The following is a 21433-nucleotide window of genomic DNA, read 5'->3' on the forward strand; positions in this document are numbered from 1 at the left end:
TTGCATGCGACAAAAAGGTCAGACGGCGAGCAAGCGCTCACAGTCTTCTTCCTCTTCGTACTGGCTTTTCGGGCGCGACAGGCCGAGGTGGTGGCGCAAGGTAGTACCGGTGTATTCGGTACGGAAGATGCCGCGTCGACGCAAGAGGGGTACTACTTCATCGACAAAAATTTCAGCGCCGGAAGGAAACATATCCGGCATGATGTTGAAGCCATCTGCCGCACCGGATTTGAACCATTCTTCCAGCGTGTCAGCGATTTGTTCCGGCGTACCAACCGCGAGGCGATGGCCGCTGCGTATGCGTTTGGATAATTGGCGTACGGTCAGGTTTTCGCGTCGGGCCAGATTGATTTGCGCTTCGAAGAAACCATGTGAACCACCACCCAGTGCACGGGTATTCGCATCCCGTTGTGTTGCGCGCACATCAATGATGCGATCCCACGGCAACGGCGCATCAAGATCGAGATCAGAGACAGCAATGCCGATACGTGCCGCGATTTGACCAGCCAGACCGAGCTCCCCCTGATAGCTATCGAGCTCATCGCAACGTGCATGTGCTTCTGCTTCAGTGCTGCCAATCACGGTAGACAAGCCGGGCATGATCTTCAATGAATCCGGATCGCGGCCCCATGCACGTGCGCGATTACGCATCTCTGCATAAAAGGCTTGCCCATCTTCCAATGTAGTTTGAGTCGTGAAGATCGCATCGGCATAACGTGAGCCGACGGACTTTCCGCCCTCCGAGGAACCGGCTTGCACCAGTACCGGACGCCCTTGCGGCGTACGCCTTACATTCAGCGGACCGCGTACCGAGAAGTGCTCGCCTGCGTGATCTATCGTGTGTACCTTCTTCGCATCAGCGAATACACCGTTCTTCCAGTCATTGATGACGGCATCGTCTTCCCAGCTATCCCATAACTTGATGGCGATATCGAGAAACTCCGCTGCACGACCATAGCGGTCATGATGCAAAGGTGCGCCAGTGAGTCCGAAATTCTGCGCTGCAATGTCACCTGCAGTAGTCACGACATTCCACGCTGCACGACCGCCGCTGATGTGATCAAGCGATGCAATACGACGCGCCAGATTGTAGGGATCGTTATATGTCGTCGAAGCGGTAGCAATCACGCCTATGTACTTTGTCGCCAGAGCAACGGCCGTCAGCAGCACGGTAGGTTCGAGGCCTCCGACCGGATTGTTGGCAACGTTACCGTTCAGTGCCGGGCCATCTGCCAGAAAGATCGCGTCCAGCGTGCCGCGTTCCGAGATACGTGCAATGTTTTGAAAGTACTCAACACCGAGCAGGGAACTGCTGGGCACTTCGGCCAAACGCCAGGCAGCCCCGTGCCCCCCCAGCCCGAGGATGTTCATACCTATGCTCATTTGACGCGGTGGCGATGCCATTTCCATTCCTTATCGATACTCTGTCTGGCGATATACGAACTGCACAGACGATTAATTTTTTTGAGAAGTTACCGCCTTCAATGCGTCGTCACAAACAATAAAAAATTCGATCTTTAGCAGAAGTTTGGATATATCGTTTGATATCCGGAACACATCTGCAAGCACGTTTACTGACGGCGGACAAAAAGAAACCCGCTAACCTTGCGGCGCGGGTTAAGTCCAATCTTGAGAGGTATTGGAGGAGGATGCGTCTGCATCTTAAGCGGCAATTTTCACCTGGCCAACGAAGCATTTCGTGCTTACAAATGCGATACAGGCATATCAAACTTCAGATATCCATATACGGACAAATTCGTTGCCACACGCAGCCTGCTATTTCTATGATTAGCACAAGCTGACAGCAATCCATAGCAGCACCTACCGCGAGCATGACACCCGTGCATTAGCCAGGCACATGCGAATACTGCATATCCTTAACGCAGGAAAAAATATTCAAATCATTTTTAATTGGTTCATATATCAGGCACAGCTCGTTATGCTAAAAATTCAGGCATGCCTTACTTGTCAGCCGCAAATAGATTATCGATAACAGCAGCACAAAATAAAAAGCGCATCCTTGCACCAGACTCAGTCCGGGCAGGGACAGCCATCAGTATTAAAAGGGAAAGAGTCCATGAATTTTCAGCAATTACGATTCGTACGCGAAGCGATACGCAACAATCTCAATCTCACTGAGGTTGCTGCCGTCCTGTATACATCGCAATCAGGTGTGAGCAAACAGATCAAGGATCTGGAAGATGAACTGGGTATAGACCTCTTCGTACGCTCCGGCAAGCGACTCACATCGGTTACCCGTGCCGGTGACGGTGCAGTGGAAATCGTCAAGCGCATCCTGCTGGAAACAGAAAACCTGCGTCGCTATGCCAGCCAGTATTCAGGCGTGGATACTGGCCAGCTCATCATCGCCGCCACCCATACCCAGGCCCGCTACACGCTGCCGCGCGTAGTCGAGCAATTCAACAACGAATTCCCTAAGGTCAAACTGGAACTGCATCAGGGTACGCCCAACCAGGTTGCCGCCATGATCAGCAATGGTGAAGCCGACATCGGCATCGCCAGCGAAGTACTCGACCAGTCGCCGGACATCCTGGCTTACCCATGCTTCTCCTGGAATCATCAGGTCATCGTGCCGCAGGATCATCCGCTGGTGAAGAAAGCGCCAGTGACGCTGCAAGACATTGCCGAATATCCGCTCATCACCTACAACCCGCAGTTCACCGGACGCAAGTGCGTGGACGCGGCATTCAGCCAGGCCGGGCTGGTACCGGACTTCCGCCTGACAGCGATGGATGCCGATGTCATCAAGACCTACGTCGAACGCGGTCTCGGTGTCGGCATCGTGGCCGAAATGGCGCTCGATGGGATAGAGAAAAGCGGCCTGACTGTACTGGAAACAGAAGGCACATTGTTTGGTTCCTGCACCACCTTGGTTGCGGTACGCAACGGTACGTTCCTGCCCTCGTTTGCTTATCGCTTCCTCGAAACGTTTGCTCCTAATCTTCGACTGGAAGACCTGAAAAGCGCTTAAAGCGCGACTACGTTCGCCCTTAAAGGCGGTGGATGTTATCCACTGTGAAGATGCCGTTTGTGCGGGACAGAAAATGGAAAAAGAAGTGGACGTTGTTTGAGGTGTAGCAGGGAATTCGCGGAACACTGTCCGCGCCTGCGTAACGGTATCCGCTTGCAAGCGGATATGCGCCCTGCAAGGGCAGCGAGTTTCGTCCACTTCCCATTTTTGTCTTGCACAAACAGGCCCCCCGCAGGGGCAGCGGCGCCGTGGTCGCCTTCTTTTGCTTACTTTTCTTGGCGAAGCAAGATAAGTGAGTGGCCGCCGGGCCACTCCCGGCAACCCACTTCTCCACGAAGAAAACCCCCATCAAACTTCCAACGAACCAGATTTAACACCTGTTTCTTCACATGCATTTTCTGAATATCGATATTGAAAAAGCTTCGTTGTTCGTCAGCAATCTCTTCGGTAATGTGAGTACGTAACGCTTTCTTAACAAACCGAGGAGAATCAAAATGAAAATCATCAAGTCCCTGCTGATCGCAGGCAGCCTGTTGCTTGGTAGCGCGCATGCGGCACCAAGCGACTTCCTGGTCAGCACCGACTGGCTGGAAAAAAACATCAACAACCCTAAATTGCGTCTGATTGAAGTCAGCGTCAACCCGGGCGTATTCGAGCGCGCACACATTCCTGGCGCGGTGAATTTTTCATGGCATACCGACCTGGTTGATACGGTACGTCGCGACATCGCCAGCCAGCAAAACTTTGAAAAACTGCTGCGCAATGCAGGCGTCAACAGCGACAGCACCATTGTCCTCTACGGTGACACCAACAACTGGTTCGCGGCATGGGGCGCATGGGTATTCGACATCTACGGCGTCAAGGACGTCAAGCTGCTGGATGGCGGCCGTAAAAAATGGGAAACAGAAAACCGTCCATTGGTTGCTGTGAGCAAAATCCCTGCTGCCGGCAATATCAAAATCAGCGCGGCCAATCCTGCACTGCGCGCACGTTTGAGTGACGTGGTTGCAGCCGCTGAAAAGAAAAGCAATGTCGCGCTGGTAGATATCCGTTCGGCGGATGAATACAGTGGCAAAGTGTTCGCACCTGCCGGCGTACAGGAACTGGCTATTCGTGCCGGTCACATCCCTGGCGCCGCCAATGTACCTTGGGGTCAGGCAGTTGCTGCTGACGGCACTTTCAAATCGGTCGATGAACTGAAGAAAATCTATGCTGCAGCCGGCATCGATGGCAGCAAACCAGTCATCACCTACTGCCGTATCGGCGAACGTTCCAGCCATACCTGGTTCGCACTGAAAAAACTGCTGGGCTACGACGTCCGCAACTACGACGGTTCCTGGACTGAATACGGTAACGCAGTCGGCGTACCGGTTACCAACCTGGCTGGCACAGTATGGGGCGGAAAATAATTGGCTGATCTGGCATTGCCGCCGCTACGGCGGCTTTTGCCTTCTGTCATTATCCTGACGGCAGCAGTCTGGTTCTCACATACTCTCGGCAGCATCGCTGCGGGTGGCCGTGAACTGGCACTGTCTGCCTTGTTAGGTCTTGCATTTGGCATTTTTCTACAGCGTTCGCGCTTCTGTTTCTTTTGCGTCAGTCGTGATTTCATAGAACGACGCGATGCACGCGGCCTGCTCGGCATCATCGTGGCACTGGTCGTCGGCATACTCGGTTACCACCTCGTCTTCGGCGCATTCATGCCCATCCCCACCCTCGGTCGCTTGCCACCGCAGGCACATATCGGCCCGGTGAGCTGGGTACTGGCTGCAGGCGCACTCAGCTTCGGCATCGGCATGGCACTCTCGGGTTCATGCATCAGCGCACATTTGTATCGCCTGGGCGAAGGCTCGACGGTTTCGCCCTTTGCGTTGCTCGGCACACTGTTTGGTTTTGTCCTGGGCTTCCTCAGCTGGAACAAATTGTATCTGTCCGGCATACAGGAAGCACCTGTGGTCTGGCTGCCACATCATTTCGGTTACGCCGGATCTGTCGTATTACAACTCTCTGTATTGACCGCACTCGCGATCTGGCTCTGGCGCGGACACAAAGCGCAGGAAGCAAGTACGGGCAACCGATGGGAGCGACGCTGGCCTGCTTATGTGGGCGGTTTGCTGATCGCATTCGTCGCAGTCCTTTCTTACTTCCGCATCGGGCCCCTGGGCGTGACGGCTGAGCTCGGCAGCATTGCACGCACTGCAGCGAACAGCCTGTCATGGTTGCCTGCACGCCTGGAAGGTATTGATACCTTCTCCGGTTGTGCGACCGTCATCAAGGAAACCCTATGGTCGCAAAACGGTGTATTCGTCATCAGCCTGATTCTGGGATCACTGGCTGCGGCCATCTCTGCCGGTGACTTTAAACCGCGTCGGCCCAAGCTACCCGAAATCGGCCGAGCATTTGCCGGTGGCATCCTGATGGGTTGGGGTTCCATGGTTGCGCTGGGTTGCACGGTCGGCACCTTGTTGTCCGGCATCATGGCCGGCGCTACATCAGGCTGGATCTTTGCGTTCTTCCTGTTCGGCGGGCTGTGGATAGGATGGCAGGTAAGAGTGAAAATGCGCTGGAATTAAACCAGCGCATCTTTGCTCATTCCACATCAACTATTCGGCACCCGCTCGCCTTCAGCTTCAGCAAAATCATCAAACGACTCATTGCTGCTGGCATGTAGCTTCGCATACAAGCCTTTGTTCAACAGCAATTCATCGTGCGAACCTTTTTCGACGATGCGACCTTTCTGCAGGACCACGATCACATCTGCATCACGTATCGTCGCCAGGCGGTGGGCAATGATGATGGTGGTGCGTCCCTTGCGCAGTACATTCAGAGCGCGCTGGATTTCCAGTTCGGTGAAGCTGTCGATGTTCGCGGTCGCTTCATCCAGGATCAGGATCTTAGGTTTCGCCAGCAAGGCGCGGGCAAAGCTGAGCAGCTGACGTTGGCCGATAGAGAGATTGCGACCGCGCTGCCCCAGCATGGTGTCGTAGCCATCTGGCAAACGCATGATGAAATCATGTGCACGTACGGCTTTTGCCGCTTCTATCACTTGTGCACGCGTCGCCCACTGCAAGCCGTAACGCATGTTGTCAGCGATTGTGCCGCTGAAGAGGAAGGGTTCCTGCAACACCATGCCGACGCACTGCCCCAGCGAATCCAGCGTCAGGTCACGTACATCCTGTCCACCGACTTTGACTTCGCCGTCCCACACATCATAGAAGCGGTGTATCAGGGCCGCGATACTGGTCTTGCCGGAACCGGTAGGCCCGACCAGCGCCACTGTCTGGTAGGGCTGGATATGCAGATTAAGATCATGCAGCACCGGTTGATTCGGGCGATAGCCGAAAGTCACATGATTGAACTCGATCGCTGGCGGCACATCCGGCAGGACCTGCGCATCCTTTTTGTCGCTTAGCGTGACTTCAACATCCAGCACTTCAAAGATACGGTGGCCGGATGCCATCGCACGTTGCATCACCGTGTACTGCATCGTCAACGTACGGATAGGATCAAAGAAGCGTTGTACACAGAAGATGAAGGCAACCATGACGCCAACATCCAGTTGTCCCGATACGACGGATGAACCACCAACCACCACCACGATCGCCATCGCCAGACCAGTCAATGTATCTACCGTTGGCATCATGACTTGCGATGCGCGCGACGAACCGATTTGCGCCTGCAAATTTTCTATCGCACGCACATCGTAGCGCTCGAAGTTGACGATCTCACGACGATTCTCCTGTACGGTTCGTATACCGTTAATATTTTCTGCCAGCGCAGCGTTCACACTAGACGATGCTTCACGTGCGCGCGTGAATGCCTTGCGCGCCCAGGGCAACCATATCTTCCGTACCAGGAACATCATAGGTAGCACGCACAAGGTCAGCAAACCAAGTTTGACGTCCATCAGCAGCAAGACGGCGACTATACCTATCAGCAGGAAGAAATCACCGACTGCGGATACCGATGTCTCCATGAATTCCTGCAAGGAGTTGACATCACCCTGCAGGCGCGACATCAATCGCCCTACCTGGGTCCGGTCAAGGATGGACAGGGATACATGTTGCAGGTGATTGAACATCGCACGGCGCAAATCAAAGATCACTCTTTGCGCCAGGCGCGCCGCCACCCATTCCTGAAAAAAGTTGGATACCGCGTTCAGGATAATCAGCGAGACGAATACCGCCAGGATGGTATTGAATGCAAATTGCGCATTCCCGACTGCACTGTCCACCGCGTAACGCACCGTCACCGGGATCAATACCTGCACGATGGTGAACAAGGCAACGGTAACAACTACCGCCACCAGTGCCCAGCGATGCGGGCGTATATAAGCCCACAGCCTGCTGACGACACGACTGTCGTAGCGTGCAAAGATATCTTCACCGCGTACTTCTGCATTTAGATCTATGGCTTTCTTGGCCTGCGTTGTACTCATGATGCAAACTCCACATTGCTATTGTTTTTACTTACGCCAACGGTCGCCGTATTCGTTGTTGTATCTGCCTCATTCTGCACACCACGATTCTGCAGATTCCACAGTTCGGCATAGCGTCCGCCTGCAACAGCCAGCTCAGCATGTGTGCCACGTTCCACGATGCGGCTTTCATCCAGCACGATGATCTGATCGGCATGTTTAAGCGAACTCAGTCTGTGCGCAATAATGATGGTGGCCGTATTCTTCAGCGACGATTGCAAGGCAGCACGTACGCGTTGCTCGGTTGCCGGGTCTATCGCTGCGGTCGAATCATCCAGTACCAGGATGGCGGGTTGATCCAGCAAGCCGCGCGCGATGGTCATGCGTTGACGCTGCCCGCCGGACAAAGCCACACCGCGTTCACCGACACGCGTGGTGTAACCCTTGGGCAGTTGCTCTACATGCTCATGTATCTGCGCTACCGATGCCGCGGCAATCACGCGCTCTTCACCTGCTTGTGGTTCGGAGTAAGCGACGTTGTTATGCACCGAAGTATCGAAGAGGAAGTTTTCCTGTTGCACCAGGCTGACTGCACTGCGCAGTGAAGCAAGCTTGAGCGCGCGCAAGTCCTGGCCATCGATGGTGATGCTGCCCGAGCTCACTTCATAGAAACGCGGGATCAAATGCGCCAGCGTGGACTTGCCGCTGCCCGGCGCACCGACTATGCCCAGCACTTCGCCTTTCTTCACTTCGAAGCTGATGTCGTGCAGTATCGCCCTGTCATTCGGCCCATGTCCGTATGCAAAGCTGACCGAGTCGAAGCGCAGCAAACCTTGATCGAGTTGCAACTCATGTGCGTGCGGCGCGTCCTTGATTTCCGGATCGGTATCCAGCACTTCAAACAGACGCGCACCGGAACCAGTCGCACGGGCACTGGCATTGACGATCATGCCGATCTGGCGCAATGGTTGTTGCAGGATGGTGATGAAGGTCAGGAACTCTGTCAGTGAGCCGACCGTCAATGCACCGCTGGCGACACGCTGACCACCTACCCACAGCACCAATGCCATAGATGTGTAGTACGCCAGTACCATCGCACTCATATTGCCCATGCGTTCGGTGATGCGTTGATTCGACAAACGCAGTGCGACGTCAGAGATTTTGTCGAACTTGGCCATCTCGTGCAGGCGCGAAGTGAAAGCGCGTACGACGCGCACGCCTTGCAAATTCTCTTCCATGTTCAGCGTCATCTCGGACATCATCTTTTGCAGTCGTTGCCAGCTCACACGCAAACGCAAGCCGGTACGTGCCGCATTCCACGCGACGAACGGTACAAAGCTCAAGGCCAGCAAACCCAGCGTGACATCTATGCTCAGCAAGCGCCATGAGCCGACCCCCAACAGCAATGCCAGGGTAATCACTCGCAGCACGCCGAACTCCAGGAAAGCGCGCACGCCTTCCAGATCCAGCATGCCGCGTGCGATCAGGTCACCAGTATGTATCTTGTCGTGATAGCTGAAGCTAAGTCGTTGCAGCTTTTCATAGAAAGCCATGCGCAGGTCGTAGCCGACTTTTTGCGCCAATGTCTCGCCCAGATAACCTTGCAGTCCGGTGAGTATGCCGCGCACGGCACAGACCAGTACGATCAGGCCACCGGTAACCAGCAAGGCCTTGCGCACGACATCTGCGCCCAGCTGGGCATTTACCAACAAGTGACCAGCCTGATCCACCGCATGCCCAAGCAACAGCGGCATCAGCAAGTTGAAAACGGCGGCACCCAGCGCCGCCAGGATGGCGAAGGTGCAATGCCACGGATAACGGATCGCCAACCTGGTCAAGCGGCCCAGTACTTGCGGCATGGCCTGTACATCGATCTCTTCCGAGTGATGTGGCAGGACTTTAGGTCGCGGTTTCTTTGCCTTGTTTGTTGCAATGTTTGCGGGCTGGGCGACGGCGTCACTGTCGTCAGCAGAAGGGGCGGAGGAAATACTCATAGAACGGCTATCCACAAAATAGTGTGATTCAAAAAATTAACTGCCTGGTGCTACTGCTATGCAATCCTGCCGCGAATTCTGCTGATACTTCCGTTTCAGGAAAGATCAAAGTGCATTGCGGGGGACACGACCAATGACCGGATACTCAGGGTCGGTGTAGCCGGGTGTGCTCGGATGACCAGGTGGCACCAGGCGATCAAACAAGGCTTCGTCTTCCGCCGTGTAGCGATAGTTCAAGGCATCCAGGTAGGCTTGCCACTGCTCAAAGGTACGCGGACCACCGATGACAGACGTCACCAGACGATTATTAAGTACCCAGGCTAGCGCCAGTTCAACGTTAGTCGTGCCATGTGCTTGCGCATGCTCTTGCAGCGCTTGCGCCAGTGCGATGGATTCCGGACGCCACTCGGTTTGCAGCGCACGTTTGTCGCCACGCCCGACCCGGCTGTTTTGATCCGGTTCATTGCCAGGCAGATATTTACCGGTCAGTACGCCACGTGCCAGCGGGCTGTATGACACCACGCCCAGGCCGTGGAAATTGCAGGCGGGCAGATGCTCTACTTCCGGCATGCGATTCGCAGCGTTGTAATACGGTTGCGAGACGATAGGCGGCGTTACGCCCAGCTCCTTCGTCAGATGCACGACTTCAGCCAGTTGCCACGCACTGAAGTTGGACAGGCCGAAGTAGCGGATCTTGCCCTGTGCGATCAGATCACCGAGTGCGCGTACTGTTTCATGCAAAGGCGTGGCCGGATCGGGTCTGTGCAGGTAGTAGATATCGATGTAATCGGTACCCAGGCGCTGCAAACTTTGCTCTACCGCCTGGATGATGCGGCGGCGCGACAAGCCTTTTTCATTCGGCCATTTATCGGAACCATTGCCGACCTTGGTTGCCAGCACCCACTTATCGCGTTGCGCAGCGATCCCCCGACCAACCACGCGCTCCGACTCACCGCCAGTGTAGATGTCTGCCGTATCGATGAAATTGATACCGTGCTCATGCGCATGCTGAATAATCTGATGCGAGGTTGGTTCATCGCTGGCACCACCAAACATCATGGTGCCCAGACACAGGCGCGATACTTTCAGACCGCTTTTCCCTAAATTTTCGTATTGCATCTCACACCTCTTTATTTGTTTTCCATCAGGTTGGTAAGAACCAGTGCCTGATGTCTTGCTCAACCATCAGGCACTGGCCAGTGCGTCATTCTTTGCCGCCGCCGCATTCGCATCAGCAACGGCATCTGCCGCTTTCTCTTCGGCCTTTTTCTCTATCTGGTTAAAGCGTCGACGCAGCGGCACTTTGTCGTTCAGATAATAGTTGCCTACATCATATAAACGCCAGCGCACCGGATCGTGCAAGGTATGCGTACGTGCGTCGCGCCAGTAGCGATCCAGGTTGTGCTTGCTGGCGGTCGCTTGCGTACCGGAGAATTCAAACAGTTTATTAGTAATCAGCAATGCTGCATGGGTGCTGGCGGCACGCACCTCGGATACCGCGATAGATGCCTTGGTCCAGTCCGTCTGCAAACCGGTCACATACGCATGATCGATAATCCTGCCAGCACGTTCGAGCAAGGCTTCTGCGCCATGCAGTGCGACTGACAAGTCACCAATCTCACGTATGGTTAATTGATCTTCTTCCCATGCTGTATCCGGTGCTGCATCCGCTTTCTTCGGATTACGCCCGCGGATAAATGCGATCGTTGCTTCGAATGCAGCGCGTGCTATACCGGTATCGATGGCTGCATGCATGATCTGCCCGGCAGGTCCGACCGGCGATACGTGTTCTTTCTTCTCACGGTGCGATACGACCAGATTCTTCGCTATGCGTGCATTGTCCAGGATCACACTGCCGCTGGCGGTGGTACGTTGTCCGAGCCCGGCCCAGTCATCAATAATCGTCAAACCGTCTGCGTGACGCGAGAAAAAGGCGAGGTGATGCTCTTCCTTGTCTTCACTATTCAGCGCGGTCGGTATCCAGTCTGCATACAGCGAGCCGGTTGCATAGTATTTACGCACGGTGGCGCGGTAGTGTTCGTCACCATCTGCAAACAGGCTGACTTTGCGGTCTTCCGGCTTCTTCACGTTCAGCTCTACCAGCGCATTACCGAAGTGATCCCCGGCCAGTATGCGCTCAAAGAAAAATTTCTTTTGTTCGTCGGTACCGTGCTCACGTATCAACTCAATCACGAAGTAGTGATTCTGCGGAATCTGCCCGATAGAGCCATCGGCCTTCGAAAAGATGGCGAAGATCTGCGCCAGCGTGACGTAGGACACACCGGCACCGCCGTACTCCTTCGGTACCGTAATGGCCCACAGTCCGCTTTGCGTGATTTTCTTCAGCTCGGCAAACGGCAGGCGACGTTCACGATCGCGCAGCGATGCTTCCTGCGCGAATTCATCAGCGAGTACCTGCGCTGTCGCCAGCGCTTCTTCATCGCTGCGTATCAGCTGGACTACACCGTGGTCGGTGTACTGCAATGTGTTTGATGTACTCATACGATACTCCTTGTGGTGCTAAGAATGGCGCTCAATCGCCTGTGCTTATCTTCTTGTTATTTCCATGTCCGATACTGTGCGGCGATATGGCTATCCGGCAGCTTGGCACCACGGCCAAACAGCTTTTGACGCAGGCTGCCTTCTTCATATGCTTCCTTGTACAGACCACGGTTCTGCAATTCAGGTATAACCAGGTCGATGAAGTCGCGATAGGTTTCCGGCGCGACGGTACGTGTCAGGTTGAAGCCGTCAACATCGGTTTCTTCCACGTATTTGGCAATCTCGTCTGCAACTTGCGAAGGCGTACCGACTATCGCCGAGTTCTGCGCACCGAAGCCGCGACTTTGCAGCAGCTTGCGGCGGGTGGTTCCTTCCAGAAAGTTGCGACCACGCGCGCTGCCTACCCGCTTCAGACGTCCGGGATACAGCGCCTCCAGTTTCTCTGGCGTGATCTCTTCATCCAGCTCGAATTTTTCGAGGTCTATGCTCTGGCCGCTGGCCATATGTGCGAGCGAACCTTCCGCACTGGCGTATTGTTTGTAGTCTTCGTACTTTTCACGCGCGGCTTTTTCATTGCTATCAACCACGACGGTGAGACCGGAGAAAACCAGGATGTCATTCGGCTGCCGACCAGCGTCCACTGCCAGGCGACGTATATTCGCTATCCCTTTGGCCAGCAGCTCACGACTCGGCGCACCGGTGAAGACGCACTCCGCATGCCTGGCGGCAAACTCATTGCCACGCTGTGAAGCACCCGCCTGGTATAGCACTGGTGTGCGCTGCAGTGAAGGCTCGGTCAGGTTATAGACGCCATCGACCTTGTAGTAAGGGCCGTCATGATGGATGCGATGTATCTTCTTCGGATCGGCATACACGCCGCCGACTTTGTCGCGTACGACGGCATCATCTTCCCAGCTGCCTTCCAACAACTTGTAGAACACTTCCATGAAGTCATCACCACGCTCGTAGCGGTCATCATGGTCTATCTGCTGCTTCAGGCCCATCGCCCGTGCCGCGCTATCGAGGTAACCGGTAACAATATTCCAGCCGACACGACCATTACTGAGATGATCCAGCGTAGCGAGACGGCGCGCGAACAGATACGGCTGCTCATACGTAAGATTGCAAGTCACGCCAAAGCCCAGGTGTTTGGTCGCCTGCGCCATCAGCGGTACGACATACAGCGGATCGTTAACCGGCAACTGCACCGCTTCACGTGCGGTCGCTTCTATGCCGTCACCCAGCACGTCGTAGACACCGACGATATCAGCCAGGAAGACACCATCAAATAGTCCACGCTCCAGCAGTTTGGCCAGCTCCGTCCAGTACTCCGGCTTGGTGTAGTCGCTGGAGTTATCGCGTGGGTGCTTCCACAGGCCATGATGTATATGGCCTACACAATTCATATTGAAAGCATTCAGGCGTATCTTCTTGCTCATACTTGATTCCGGATTCTCTGATGGGTACAACAATTGTTAGCGCGCGAAAACCCATAGCAGCGGCGCACCGTGATACACACGGCAAACCGGCAAAGGGCTTCTGGGATGGTTACTCTGTCGTCGATCAGGCAGCGGGATCGCTGGTGATAGCGAGGTTTAAGCAGTCCGACCAGAGAACAATATCAATTCATTGCGCGCTAAAGAACCAAGCAAATTTCATTTCAATATTCCGCCTGGATTCGGAGTTCAAACTCGTCTGGTGCAATGCTTAGCTGTATAAGTGGATAGGACGAATGGAGTATCAAGCGGTGCATACAGGCTGGCTGCATGCGCCGCATTGATTATGCGTTACCAGCGATAAGCACTTGCGCCAAAATTGGCTTCATAGAACGGACCTACATGCGTACCCGGCGGAATGATGGCATCGATACGTTGCAGGTCTTCTGGCGTCAGTGTTACTTCTATCGCCGTCAATGCATCTTCCAGTTGCTCCAGCGTGCGTGGTCCGGTAATTGCGCTGGTGACACCGCGCTGCTGCGCAACCCAGGCCAGTGCCAGCTGCGACAAGGGCAAACCTTTTTCTGCCGCCAGCTCGGACAAGGGTTCAATCACATCAAACACCCGGTCGACAAAACGACGCGCTTGCATAGGATTCGGATTGGTGTAACGCGAGTCCAGCGGCAAAGGCTGGCCCTTGCGATACTTGCCTGACAACAGGCCGCCACCGATCGGGCTCCATGGAATCACCGCCAGTCCAAAGGTTTCTGCCACAGGCAGTAGTTCGCGTTCTATGCGTCTATCCAGCAGGTTGTACGGCGGCTGCTCCGACACGAAGCGATTCAGACCCAGCTCCTTGCTGGCCCATAGTGCTTCCACCACCTGCCAGCCGGCGAATGTCGTCGAACCGATATAGCGTACCTTGCCCGACTTCACCAGGTCGTCCAGTGCACGCAGTGTTTCATCTATCGCGGTGGTCGGTTCCGGTCTGTGTATTTGATAGAGATCGAGATAATCTGTTTGCAGGCGACGCAGGCTGTCTTCCACTTGCTGGATGATGTGGCGACGCGAGCTGCCGCGCAGATTGCCATCCGTGTCATGCATGGGCAGATGGACTTTGGATGCGAGGAAGATGTCCTTGCGTTTGCCATTGCGCTTGAGTGCTTCGCCTGTGAACTCTTCACTGCGGCCACGCGCATAGACATTGGCGGTATCGATGATATTGATACCGGCATCTATGGCGCGATCAATAATACGCACGGTGTCGTCCAACTCGGTCTTGTTGCCGAACATCATGCAGCCCAAGGTCAGTGGTGATATCTTGACGCCGGTGCGTCCGAAGTTACGATAGTCTTTCAGTCCCATGAATAAAAATCTTTCTGAATTAAAAGCATGCGCGCAAGGCGTAGCCGGATGCGCATGTATGCGCTCCGGTATGCACTGCGGAATGCGAGGTATGGTGTGGGCGCGAATAAAAGCTACGCGCCCTGTTTATGGATGAATGCTAGGTGAGTAAGGCGGCGATTTTCTCCAGCCACAACTGGTCGATAGCGGAGAACGCATCCGGATATTCACTATCAACATCCAGTACGCCCGCGACCTCTCCGTTACGGTCGAAGTAAGGAACAACGATTTCGGAACGGGACAAGGAACTGCATGCGATATGGCCAGGGAACTGATCTACATCCGGCACCACGATGGTTGCCGACTGCTGCCAGGCGCTACCGCACACACCCTTGCCTTTGGCGATGCGGGTGCAGGCGAGCGGACCCTGAAAAGGTCCAAGCACCACCTCGTCTTTTTGCACACGATAAAAGCCCACCCAGTGAAAGCCGAATGCCTGATGCAGGACGGCTGCGATGTTGGCCTGATTGGCAATCAGGTCTGACTCCGCTACCAGCAATGCTTCTATCTGCGGCAACAACTCCGCATAAATATCTGCCTTGCCGCCCAGCTTGTTGAAACTCAGTACTTCAGCCATTGTTATCGTGCTTTCTTCCCAGGATAGTTCCAGAGTCTATTGGGCAAACTGTTCGTTGCCAACCAGACCCAGTTTGTTCGCGCCCAATCGCTGTGCCGATGCCAGTACCGCTGCCACCGCCTTGTATGGCGCATTGCGATCTGCACGCAGGTGCAACTCAGGTTGCACGTCCTGCGCTGCAGCACCGGACAACTTGCTATCCAGCACTTCGCGGTCCGCGATGGTCTCGCCGTTCCAGCTTACCACTCCGGCCGCATTGATATCGACCTGCACCACTTCCGGGATCACCGTTTGTGGCGGTGGATTACCCGCCGGCAAATTGAGTTCTACATTATGCAGCTGGATCGGTATCGTGATGATCAGCATGATGAGTAAAACCAGCATCACATCGATCAGCGGCGTGGTATTCATTTCCGACATTACTTCCGGCTCGCCAGAGCCGCTGCCGGAACCTACGCTCATGCCCATAATTTATCCTTTACTTGAGTTTATGCGCCACGTGGTGCAGGTTCGGTAATGAAACCGATCTTGACGATGCCGGCACGCTGGCAGGCAAAGATCACGCGACCGATCGCTTCGTACTTCGCATCACCATCACCGCGGATCTGGATCTCTGGTTGCGGCTGTTGCACCGCTACCGTTTTGAGGCGTGTAGTTAATGCTTCGGCACCCGCTATCGATTCCTGATCCCAGTAAATCTTGCCGTTTTTATCAACCGAAAGATTGATGTTTTCCGGCTTGGTTTCGCGCACATGGTTTTCTTCGTGCGGCAGATTCACCGCTATCGTATTGGTGACGACCGGGATCGTGATCAGGAAGATAATCAGCAGCACCAGCATCACGTCGACCAGCGGCGTGGTGTTGATCTCTGACACCACGCTATCTTCTTCCCCGCCATTGCCAAAGGTAAGCGCCATGATTTAGCTCGCTTTGGTTGGCGCGGAGCTGAGCAATACAGCGTGCAAGGTGGAACTGAAATCCTGTACTTTTTCCAGCGCGGCTTTGTTACGACGCACCAGCAAGTTGTAGCCTAGTACTGCAGGCACAGCAACTGCCAGACCGATCGCGGTCATGATGAGCGCTTCGCCAACCGGACCAGCTACCTTGTCAATCGATGCCTGACCGGACAGACCGATCGCTGTCAACGCATGGTAAATACCCCATACCGTGCCAAACAGACCGACGAATGGCGCAGTAGAGCCGACCGTCGCCAGAAATGCCAGACCATCCTGCAATCGGTTCTTCACAGTATCGACCGAGCTATGCAGGGACTGCACTACCCAGGTATTGAAATCCACATGCGCCAGCAAACCGCTGTGATGTTCTGTTGCCTTCAGTGCCAGCGTGCCGATGAAATGAAAAGGCGTGCCGCTTTCCAAAGTATCCAGGCCCTGACGTACGGTACCGGCATCCCAGAAGGTGCGTTCAGTATCACGCGCCTGTTTGTGCAACTTACGTTGTGCCAGCAGCTTGGCGACGATGATGTACCAGCTGCCGATAGAGAACAACAACAGGATCAGCAAGGTACCTTTGGCGACGAAATCACTGCCATTCCACAGTGCAGAAATACCATAAGGATTCACTTCCTTGCCATGCTCTGCAGCCTGTGCTGCAGCACTGCCGGATGCAGCTTGGGCGGCAACTATTGCCGGCGTCGCGGCGACAGCAGGTGCTGCTGTATTGCCAGCGGAGTAAGCAGGAGCACTAAAGAAAATTGCCAGGAAGACGGCAACTGCGGATAAACGATTACGGCTAAACATGATTTCTCCAATTAAAAAATGCACAGCACAAAGCTGAAGATAAAGCTTGATAGCAATTGAGGATAGATGGCTCGCTCTGCTACCAATATTCGGTTACTCCTGGCCGCCGTTATTCAACTTTGAATTCGAAAGGCACTTGCACCACTACTTCACGTCCCTGACCAACGCAGTTGAAACGTTGTGCGGCATCCAGTGCGGCGCGATTCAACAGAGGATGGGCGGAACGGATCAGACTGAAATCACGCGACTGGCCATTGGTACCAACTACAAACTGCACCAGCACATTGCCGGAGATATTGTTTTGCAATGCCTGACGCGGGTATTCCAGCGATTGACGGATACGGGTTGAGTCCGGGCAAGCCAGACCGACTTTTGCTACTGCAGGGGTCGGTGCAGGAGGTACATATGGCTCAGGCGGTGCGCTGCTAACGGTTGCAATCACATTAGGCTGCGGCTGTACATTCACCTGGACTTCAGGCGGCGGCACATATGCCGGAGGTGGTTTTACGAATTTTGGTGGCGGGGGTGTTTTGACTTGCGGCGGCGGTGGCGGCAATTTGACTTCTTCGATAATGCGGGTTTCTATCGGCTTGCTGATGACGTTGATGACATCGCGTGCGAGGCCGGTCACCAATGCATAACCGATGAGCAAGTGCAATAAGATCGTCACACCTATGCTGGCAATAGATTTGTTCGAGTACTGCTGCTGTCTGTCTAAGGCGAAATCCATTTTATTTCTCCATACGCTGCGAACATCTGTTCGTTCAACGCGCTGTTTTCATTACTGAAATTTCTACGATGAATGTTTGAGGATATGTGCACGCATCACGTGTCACCCATATACCGGCTTGTGCCACAAACTGCGTTCATGGCCTGGACTGGTATGCTGTGGCATAGCGTTTTTACTCCGTGATCGCCTGCTTGTTCTGATAAAAGCAGAGACTGCCGTATCCCCAGCGAGGCCAGAATAGCATCGTGTTTTCCGATTCAATACCAACAAAATTTCACTTCTATATCCGCTTTCCCTCATATCTAAATTCCACTTTCTGAAATTGACGCAACATTAAATGCGTATAGATAGAGGAGGAGCGAGATGGCTTATGAAATTCGATGGAAGGTGCAGGAACGTTGCTGCGCCTTGCTTTGCGGGGAGCGAGAAAGATAGATGCCAACGCCACCAAATGCTGACGGCATCAATGCCTGTAAAAATTGAATAAGCTAATGCGGATATATGCGCGCATAAAAAAAGCCGGCTTCATCGCCGGCTTGGGTACAACTTGAGATTGATTGAATTCGGGAATGCGTCCCTCATTCGATGGCCAACCATAAAAATGCCAGGCCGACACCGACCGGTATGCCGAAGCGTTCCAGCTTGCTGCCGTTTTCTTTTGCAATCACTTCCACAGGCAGTTCAGTCATCGCCATCACTTTGTTGACTACCGAACCTTCGAAGAAGCGCGACAAGGCATTCTTGCGTGTTGTGCCCATCACGATTTTTTGCGCTGCGGTTTCTTGCGCGCAAGCGACTATACCTTCAGCGGCATCACCTTTGCGTATATGAACCGAGTGCTCGACCCCCGCTTTATTCAGCAGATCAACAGCACCTTGCAATGCTTGCTCAGCACGTTCTTCTTGCAGCAAACGCACGTTACCCGAAGGCACAAAACGTGTGATGTATCTCGACAGACGCGGTTGGACATTCGCCAGTTTCACGTTGATCAATTCGTCATGCATGGCACGATATTGAATAACGTATTCCACTGCACGCAGTGCATTCCGCGAACCATCTACGGGTATGAGAATGTTTAGCATGATACTTTCCTCGCAATGTATAAACGTTAACGGTTGTTGTGAACTGTGTTCTTATGGATGTCTTGGTGTTGCCTCCCCGCGTGTCGGTTTAATAGGCGCATTCCTCAGCAAACCACTCAGTACGACCCCGCCTACAATCAGGCCATACAGCAGCCATTCCACTACTCTGTTCTCCAGCAAGTACGCTTGCACGACCGCCTCGTTCGAAATCATCGTTGCCGCTGTCCACGCCAGCACACCAGCGCCTATATAAATAATGACCGGATAGCGCTCGACCCATTTCAAAATCAGCGTACTGCCCAACACCATAATCGGCACACTGATCAGCAAGCCCAGCACCACCAGCAGGAAGTCACCGTGTGCTGCACCGGCCACGCCCAATACGTTATCCATACCCATCACAGCATCTGCCACGATGATGGTGCGGATCGCAGCCCACAAACCAACGCGCGAACCCGACAACTCACCATGTTTCTTTTCCGCCTGGACCGGCGCCAGCAATTTGTAGGCTATCCAGACCAGTAACACGCCACCTATCAGCAACAGACCAGGCACATTCAGCAACCAGACTATCGCGACCGTCATGGCGATACGCACTGTAACCGCACCTACCGTACCGCCGATGATGGTGATGCGTTGCAAATGTTGCGGCAGCTTGCGCGCAACCAGGGCGATCACTATCGCGTTATCACCAGCCAGTACCAAATCGATGATGATGATCGCGAGCAAGGCCGAGAAGAATTCCGCCGAGAACATATCCATGTCTCCTCCTCGCAAGCGACCGACTTACTTCGCCCGCCGGCATGCAGAAAAGATTTGCGCGAAAAAAAACCTTTACCTGCTATCGGTAAAGGTCTCGCTACAACGTTGCCGTTGCCTGCAGGCCGGGGAAATCCCGTAATGACGGCTTCTGCAGTAAAGCTACTCCCCTTTAAGGGCGACTACTTAGCTTCAACATAGGCCAGCGGATACCCACTGTCAATGGAAATATAAAGATTTCGTTAAATACAATATAACGGAAACATGAGATTTATATAAGGCTTTGAATATATTGGCTTATTTTTGATTTGCCGTAGCAGTTCCAAAGCATATTGCATATTTTTGGATGAGGTTTCGGGGGAAATTTTGAATATAGGCAGGCTGTTTGGCCGGGATATTCGCATGGCTTGCACCGGCTCCGGTTACAAACGCAAGCAGCGGTCAAGGCAAAGATGAATAGCGGTGCGCAACACCCATGCGTTTGTACAACTTGGCCATTTACACAGAGGCTACGGATGGCATAGATGGACACGATTATCGACCAGTATTATCGAAAAACTGGTTTTAGTCTTAAATATCGCCGTCTGTTAGTTTCTCAGGCTAAGCACGGCTACGGTATAGAGTGGTGACCTTCAAAAGCTCCGAGAGGAGAAGTAGACCGAGATTCAGCAGCAGAGCAGGCGCTCCGGTCAGCTGCAGAAGCCAGGGAAGGAATGACAACGACGGCACCCCCAGAATCAGTCTCAGCGGTACTTGTGCGTAAGCCACCGGTTTTGCGTAACTGCTACCTATCAGGAACAAATAAGCAGAAATCGCGATTGATACAGTAAGTACAAGCGAACACCCGAAAAGTATGGACGCTGCAATTCCAGGTTCCACAATATGCGCGTATGCCACGATGTCGTTGTAAAGTGGCACGCGACCTCCTTCGACGTTCAGCCAGACGTAACGAACCACATAGAACAGATCCAGCGCGCCCCAACACAGGTACAAGTGCGGGATCATGATTCCCGCTTCCGCTCAAGGCAAACAATGACACTGCTCGCACCGGCTACATTGGTGATCGTTTGTATAGTTACACCACCACACAAACTATCTTGCATCAGCGTATTTTTTCTTCCCATGTCCTCATCACCGATTCTTAACTGCAGATCAATTTAATCAAGAAGACAAAGTCGTTGTCGGCAGATATCTCTCGGAATTGAAAATACACACCAAGAAATTTGTGGAGTTGCAGTTTGTACGAGGAAGGCGGGAAGAAAGCTACCATCGCAACTCGATCTGGCACTCCTAAAGGGAGGTAAGAACCTGGGCGATTTGCGCTCGTTTTCGGTGGGTCGGAATCAAGAGTGCAGCGATGGATAACGTTAGTGAGGGATAAAAAAAAGCGGCTCACATTACTGTGAACCGCCCTGATACTGGTGCTGATGAGAGGAATCGAACCTCCGACCTACTGATTACGAATCAGTTGCTCTACCAACTGAGCTACATCAGCGAAGCCGACTATTCTATCAAAAAATAGTATTTAACTGTTGCGTAAAACATGTCTTGTAAGGCGATTCAAAAGCTTTGTTGCTTAAAATTTCAGCAGTCGGAAAACCGGATGACAACCTGCTGAGCGATCAAAATCACTTTACTACCACCTGCAGGTGCGCAGGCTGCAGAAGACAATAATTGAACCGGAGAGAGAATCACATCAACAAGTGTACTTTTGAAGCAAGCGCAGGTCATGGATCGCGGAAGTATAAATTGCTCGCCCGAATCCGTCGCGCAAAGCAAA

The 21433-nt window shown here is 53.6% G+C and carries 18 protein-coding genes and 1 tRNA gene; 3 read left to right on the forward strand and 16 right to left on the reverse strand.

The annotated features are described in order from the left end of the window. Positions 1 to 18: 18 nt before the first annotated feature. A complete protein-coding gene (locus DBR37_RS11925) occupies positions 19 to 1404 on the reverse strand; it encodes an LLM class flavin-dependent oxidoreductase (RefSeq protein ID WP_124574709.1) in 1386 nt (461 codons plus the stop codon). Between the two features lie 673 nt (positions 1405 to 2077). On the opposite strand from DBR37_RS11925, the gene DBR37_RS11930 reads away from it, so the two are divergent. The 3 genes from DBR37_RS11930 (at position 2078) to DBR37_RS11940 (ending at position 5565) form a co-directional block, all read left to right on the forward strand. Then, positions 2078 to 2992, forward strand: coding sequence for a CysB family HTH-type transcriptional regulator (locus DBR37_RS11930; protein WP_124574710.1), 915 nt, complete (start codon positions 2078 to 2080; stop codon positions 2990 to 2992). 494 nt (positions 2993 to 3486) lie between these two features. After that, the gene (locus DBR37_RS11935) at positions 3487 to 4401 is read left to right on the forward strand and encodes a sulfurtransferase (protein ID WP_124574711.1); all 915 of its coding nucleotides are present in this window, start codon (positions 3487 to 3489) and stop codon (positions 4399 to 4401) included. Continuing rightward, positions 4402 to 5565 carry a YeeE/YedE family protein gene (locus DBR37_RS11940; RefSeq protein ID WP_124574712.1) on the forward strand — a complete coding sequence of 388 codons (1164 nt, stop codon included), beginning with the start codon at positions 4402 to 4404 and terminating at the stop codon, positions 5563 to 5565. It begins immediately after the preceding gene. A gap of 26 nt (positions 5566 to 5591) precedes the next feature. Here DBR37_RS11940 and DBR37_RS11945 read toward each other — a convergent pair whose 3' ends face one another. The 15 genes from DBR37_RS11945 to DBR37_RS17300 form a co-directional block, all read right to left on the reverse strand. Next, positions 5592 to 7430: an ABC transporter ATP-binding protein gene (locus tag DBR37_RS11945; protein WP_124574713.1), complete on the reverse strand. Its 1839-nt coding sequence runs from the start codon at positions 7428 to 7430 to the stop codon at positions 5592 to 5594. Continuing rightward, positions 7427 to 9403, reverse strand: coding sequence for an ABC transporter ATP-binding protein (locus tag DBR37_RS11950; protein WP_124574714.1), 1977 nt, complete (start codon positions 9401 to 9403; stop codon positions 7427 to 7429). The genes DBR37_RS11945 and DBR37_RS11950 overlap by 4 nt, the downstream gene beginning before the upstream one ends. A 105-nt stretch (positions 9404 to 9508) precedes the next feature. Then, entirely contained in the window at positions 9509 to 10522 is a 1014-nt protein-coding gene (locus DBR37_RS11955) for an aldo/keto reductase (RefSeq protein ID WP_124574715.1), read from the reverse strand. 66 nt (positions 10523 to 10588) lie between these two features. Further along, positions 10589 to 11905, reverse strand: coding sequence for an SfnB family sulfur acquisition oxidoreductase (locus tag DBR37_RS11960; protein WP_124574716.1), 1317 nt, complete (start codon positions 11903 to 11905; stop codon positions 10589 to 10591). Positions 11906 to 11961: 56 nt separating this feature from the next. Continuing rightward, complete coding sequence (locus DBR37_RS11965) at positions 11962 to 13344, reverse strand: LLM class flavin-dependent oxidoreductase (protein ID WP_199739107.1); 1383 nt, start codon at positions 13342 to 13344, stop codon at positions 11962 to 11964. A 348-nt stretch (positions 13345 to 13692) separates the two neighbouring features. Next, positions 13693 to 14706 (reverse strand): aldo/keto reductase, encoded by a 1014-nt coding sequence (locus DBR37_RS11970; RefSeq protein WP_124574717.1) that lies wholly within the window; start codon positions 14704 to 14706, stop codon positions 13693 to 13695. A gap of 139 nt (positions 14707 to 14845) precedes the next feature. After that, the gene (locus DBR37_RS11975; protein WP_124574718.1) at positions 14846 to 15322 is read right to left on the reverse strand and encodes a GAF domain-containing protein; all 477 of its coding nucleotides are present in this window, start codon (positions 15320 to 15322) and stop codon (positions 14846 to 14848) included. Between the two features lie 36 nt (positions 15323 to 15358). Beyond that, on the reverse strand, positions 15359 to 15790 hold the full coding sequence (locus DBR37_RS11980) for a biopolymer transporter ExbD (RefSeq protein ID WP_124574719.1): 432 nt from the start codon (positions 15788 to 15790) through the stop codon (positions 15359 to 15361). 20 nt (positions 15791 to 15810) lie between these two features. After that, on the reverse strand, positions 15811 to 16239 hold the full coding sequence (locus DBR37_RS11985) for a biopolymer transporter ExbD (protein WP_124574720.1): 429 nt from the start codon (positions 16237 to 16239) through the stop codon (positions 15811 to 15813). A 3-nt stretch (positions 16240 to 16242) separates the two neighbouring features. Next, the gene (locus tag DBR37_RS11990) at positions 16243 to 17082 is read right to left on the reverse strand and encodes a MotA/TolQ/ExbB proton channel family protein (protein WP_124574721.1); all 840 of its coding nucleotides are present in this window, start codon (positions 17080 to 17082) and stop codon (positions 16243 to 16245) included. Between the two features lie 109 nt (positions 17083 to 17191). Next, complete coding sequence (locus tag DBR37_RS11995; protein WP_124574722.1) at positions 17192 to 17812, reverse strand: energy transducer TonB; 621 nt, start codon at positions 17810 to 17812, stop codon at positions 17192 to 17194. A 578-nt stretch (positions 17813 to 18390) separates the two neighbouring features. After that, the gene (locus tag DBR37_RS12000; protein ID WP_124574723.1) at positions 18391 to 18894 is read right to left on the reverse strand and encodes a universal stress protein; all 504 of its coding nucleotides are present in this window, start codon (positions 18892 to 18894) and stop codon (positions 18391 to 18393) included. A gap of 51 nt (positions 18895 to 18945) precedes the next feature. Then, on the reverse strand, positions 18946 to 19656 hold the full coding sequence (locus DBR37_RS12005; protein ID WP_124574724.1) for a TerC family protein: 711 nt from the start codon (positions 19654 to 19656) through the stop codon (positions 18946 to 18948). Between the two features lie 1416 nt (positions 19657 to 21072). Continuing rightward, positions 21073 to 21148: transfer RNA gene (locus DBR37_RS12010), tRNA-Thr, on the reverse strand. A gap of 89 nt (positions 21149 to 21237) precedes the next feature. Further along, positions 21238 to 21433 (reverse strand): hypothetical protein (locus DBR37_RS17300; protein WP_233588360.1); only part of this gene is annotated, 196 nt, incomplete at its 5' end.

The sequence above is a fragment of the Herminiimonas sp. KBW02 genome, from assembly GCF_003852535.1.
Taxonomy (GTDB): domain Bacteria; phylum Pseudomonadota; class Gammaproteobacteria; order Burkholderiales; family Burkholderiaceae_D; genus Oxalicibacterium.

What these genes read in the sequence shown, in the direction of transcription:
- DBR37_RS11925 (WP_124574709.1), bottom strand. Translation starts at nt 1,404, where the DNA reads ATGGCATCGCCACCGCGTCAAATGAGCATAGGTATGAACATCCTCGGG.
- DBR37_RS11930 (WP_124574710.1), top strand. Translation starts at nt 2,078, where the DNA reads ATGAATTTTCAGCAATTACGATTCGTACGCGAAGCGATACGCAACAAT.
- DBR37_RS11935 (WP_124574711.1), top strand. Translation starts at nt 3,487, where the DNA reads ATGAAAATCATCAAGTCCCTGCTGATCGCAGGCAGCCTGTTGCTTGGT.
- DBR37_RS11945 (WP_124574713.1), bottom strand. Translation starts at nt 7,430, where the DNA reads ATGAGTACAACGCAGGCCAAGAAAGCCATAGATCTAAATGCAGAAGTA.
- DBR37_RS11950 (WP_124574714.1), bottom strand. Translation starts at nt 9,403, where the DNA reads ATGAGTATTTCCTCCGCCCCTTCTGCTGACGACAGTGACGCCGTCGCC.
- DBR37_RS11955 (WP_124574715.1), bottom strand. Translation starts at nt 10,522, where the DNA reads ATGCAATACGAAAATTTAGGGAAAAGCGGTCTGAAAGTATCGCGCCTG.
- DBR37_RS11960 (WP_124574716.1), bottom strand. Translation starts at nt 11,905, where the DNA reads ATGAGTACATCAAACACATTGCAGTACACCGACCACGGTGTAGTCCAG.
- DBR37_RS11965 (WP_199739107.1), bottom strand. Translation starts at nt 13,344, where the DNA reads ATGAGCAAGAAGATACGCCTGAATGCTTTCAATATGAATTGTGTAGGC.
- DBR37_RS11970 (WP_124574717.1), bottom strand. Translation starts at nt 14,706, where the DNA reads ATGGGACTGAAAGACTATCGTAACTTCGGACGCACCGGCGTCAAGATA.
- DBR37_RS11975 (WP_124574718.1), bottom strand. Translation starts at nt 15,322, where the DNA reads ATGGCTGAAGTACTGAGTTTCAACAAGCTGGGCGGCAAGGCAGATATT.
- DBR37_RS11980 (WP_124574719.1), bottom strand. Translation starts at nt 15,790, where the DNA reads ATGGGCATGAGCGTAGGTTCCGGCAGCGGCTCTGGCGAGCCGGAAGTA.
- DBR37_RS11985 (WP_124574720.1), bottom strand. Translation starts at nt 16,239, where the DNA reads ATGGCGCTTACCTTTGGCAATGGCGGGGAAGAAGATAGCGTGGTGTCA.
- DBR37_RS11990 (WP_124574721.1), bottom strand. Translation starts at nt 17,082, where the DNA reads ATGTTTAGCCGTAATCGTTTATCCGCAGTTGCCGTCTTCCTGGCAATT.
- DBR37_RS11995 (WP_124574722.1), bottom strand. Translation starts at nt 17,812, where the DNA reads ATGGATTTCGCCTTAGACAGACAGCAGCAGTACTCGAACAAATCTATT.
- DBR37_RS12000 (WP_124574723.1), bottom strand. Translation starts at nt 18,894, where the DNA reads ATGCTAAACATTCTCATACCCGTAGATGGTTCGCGGAATGCACTGCGT.
- DBR37_RS12005 (WP_124574724.1), bottom strand. Translation starts at nt 19,656, where the DNA reads ATGGATATGTTCTCGGCGGAATTCTTCTCGGCCTTGCTCGCGATCATC.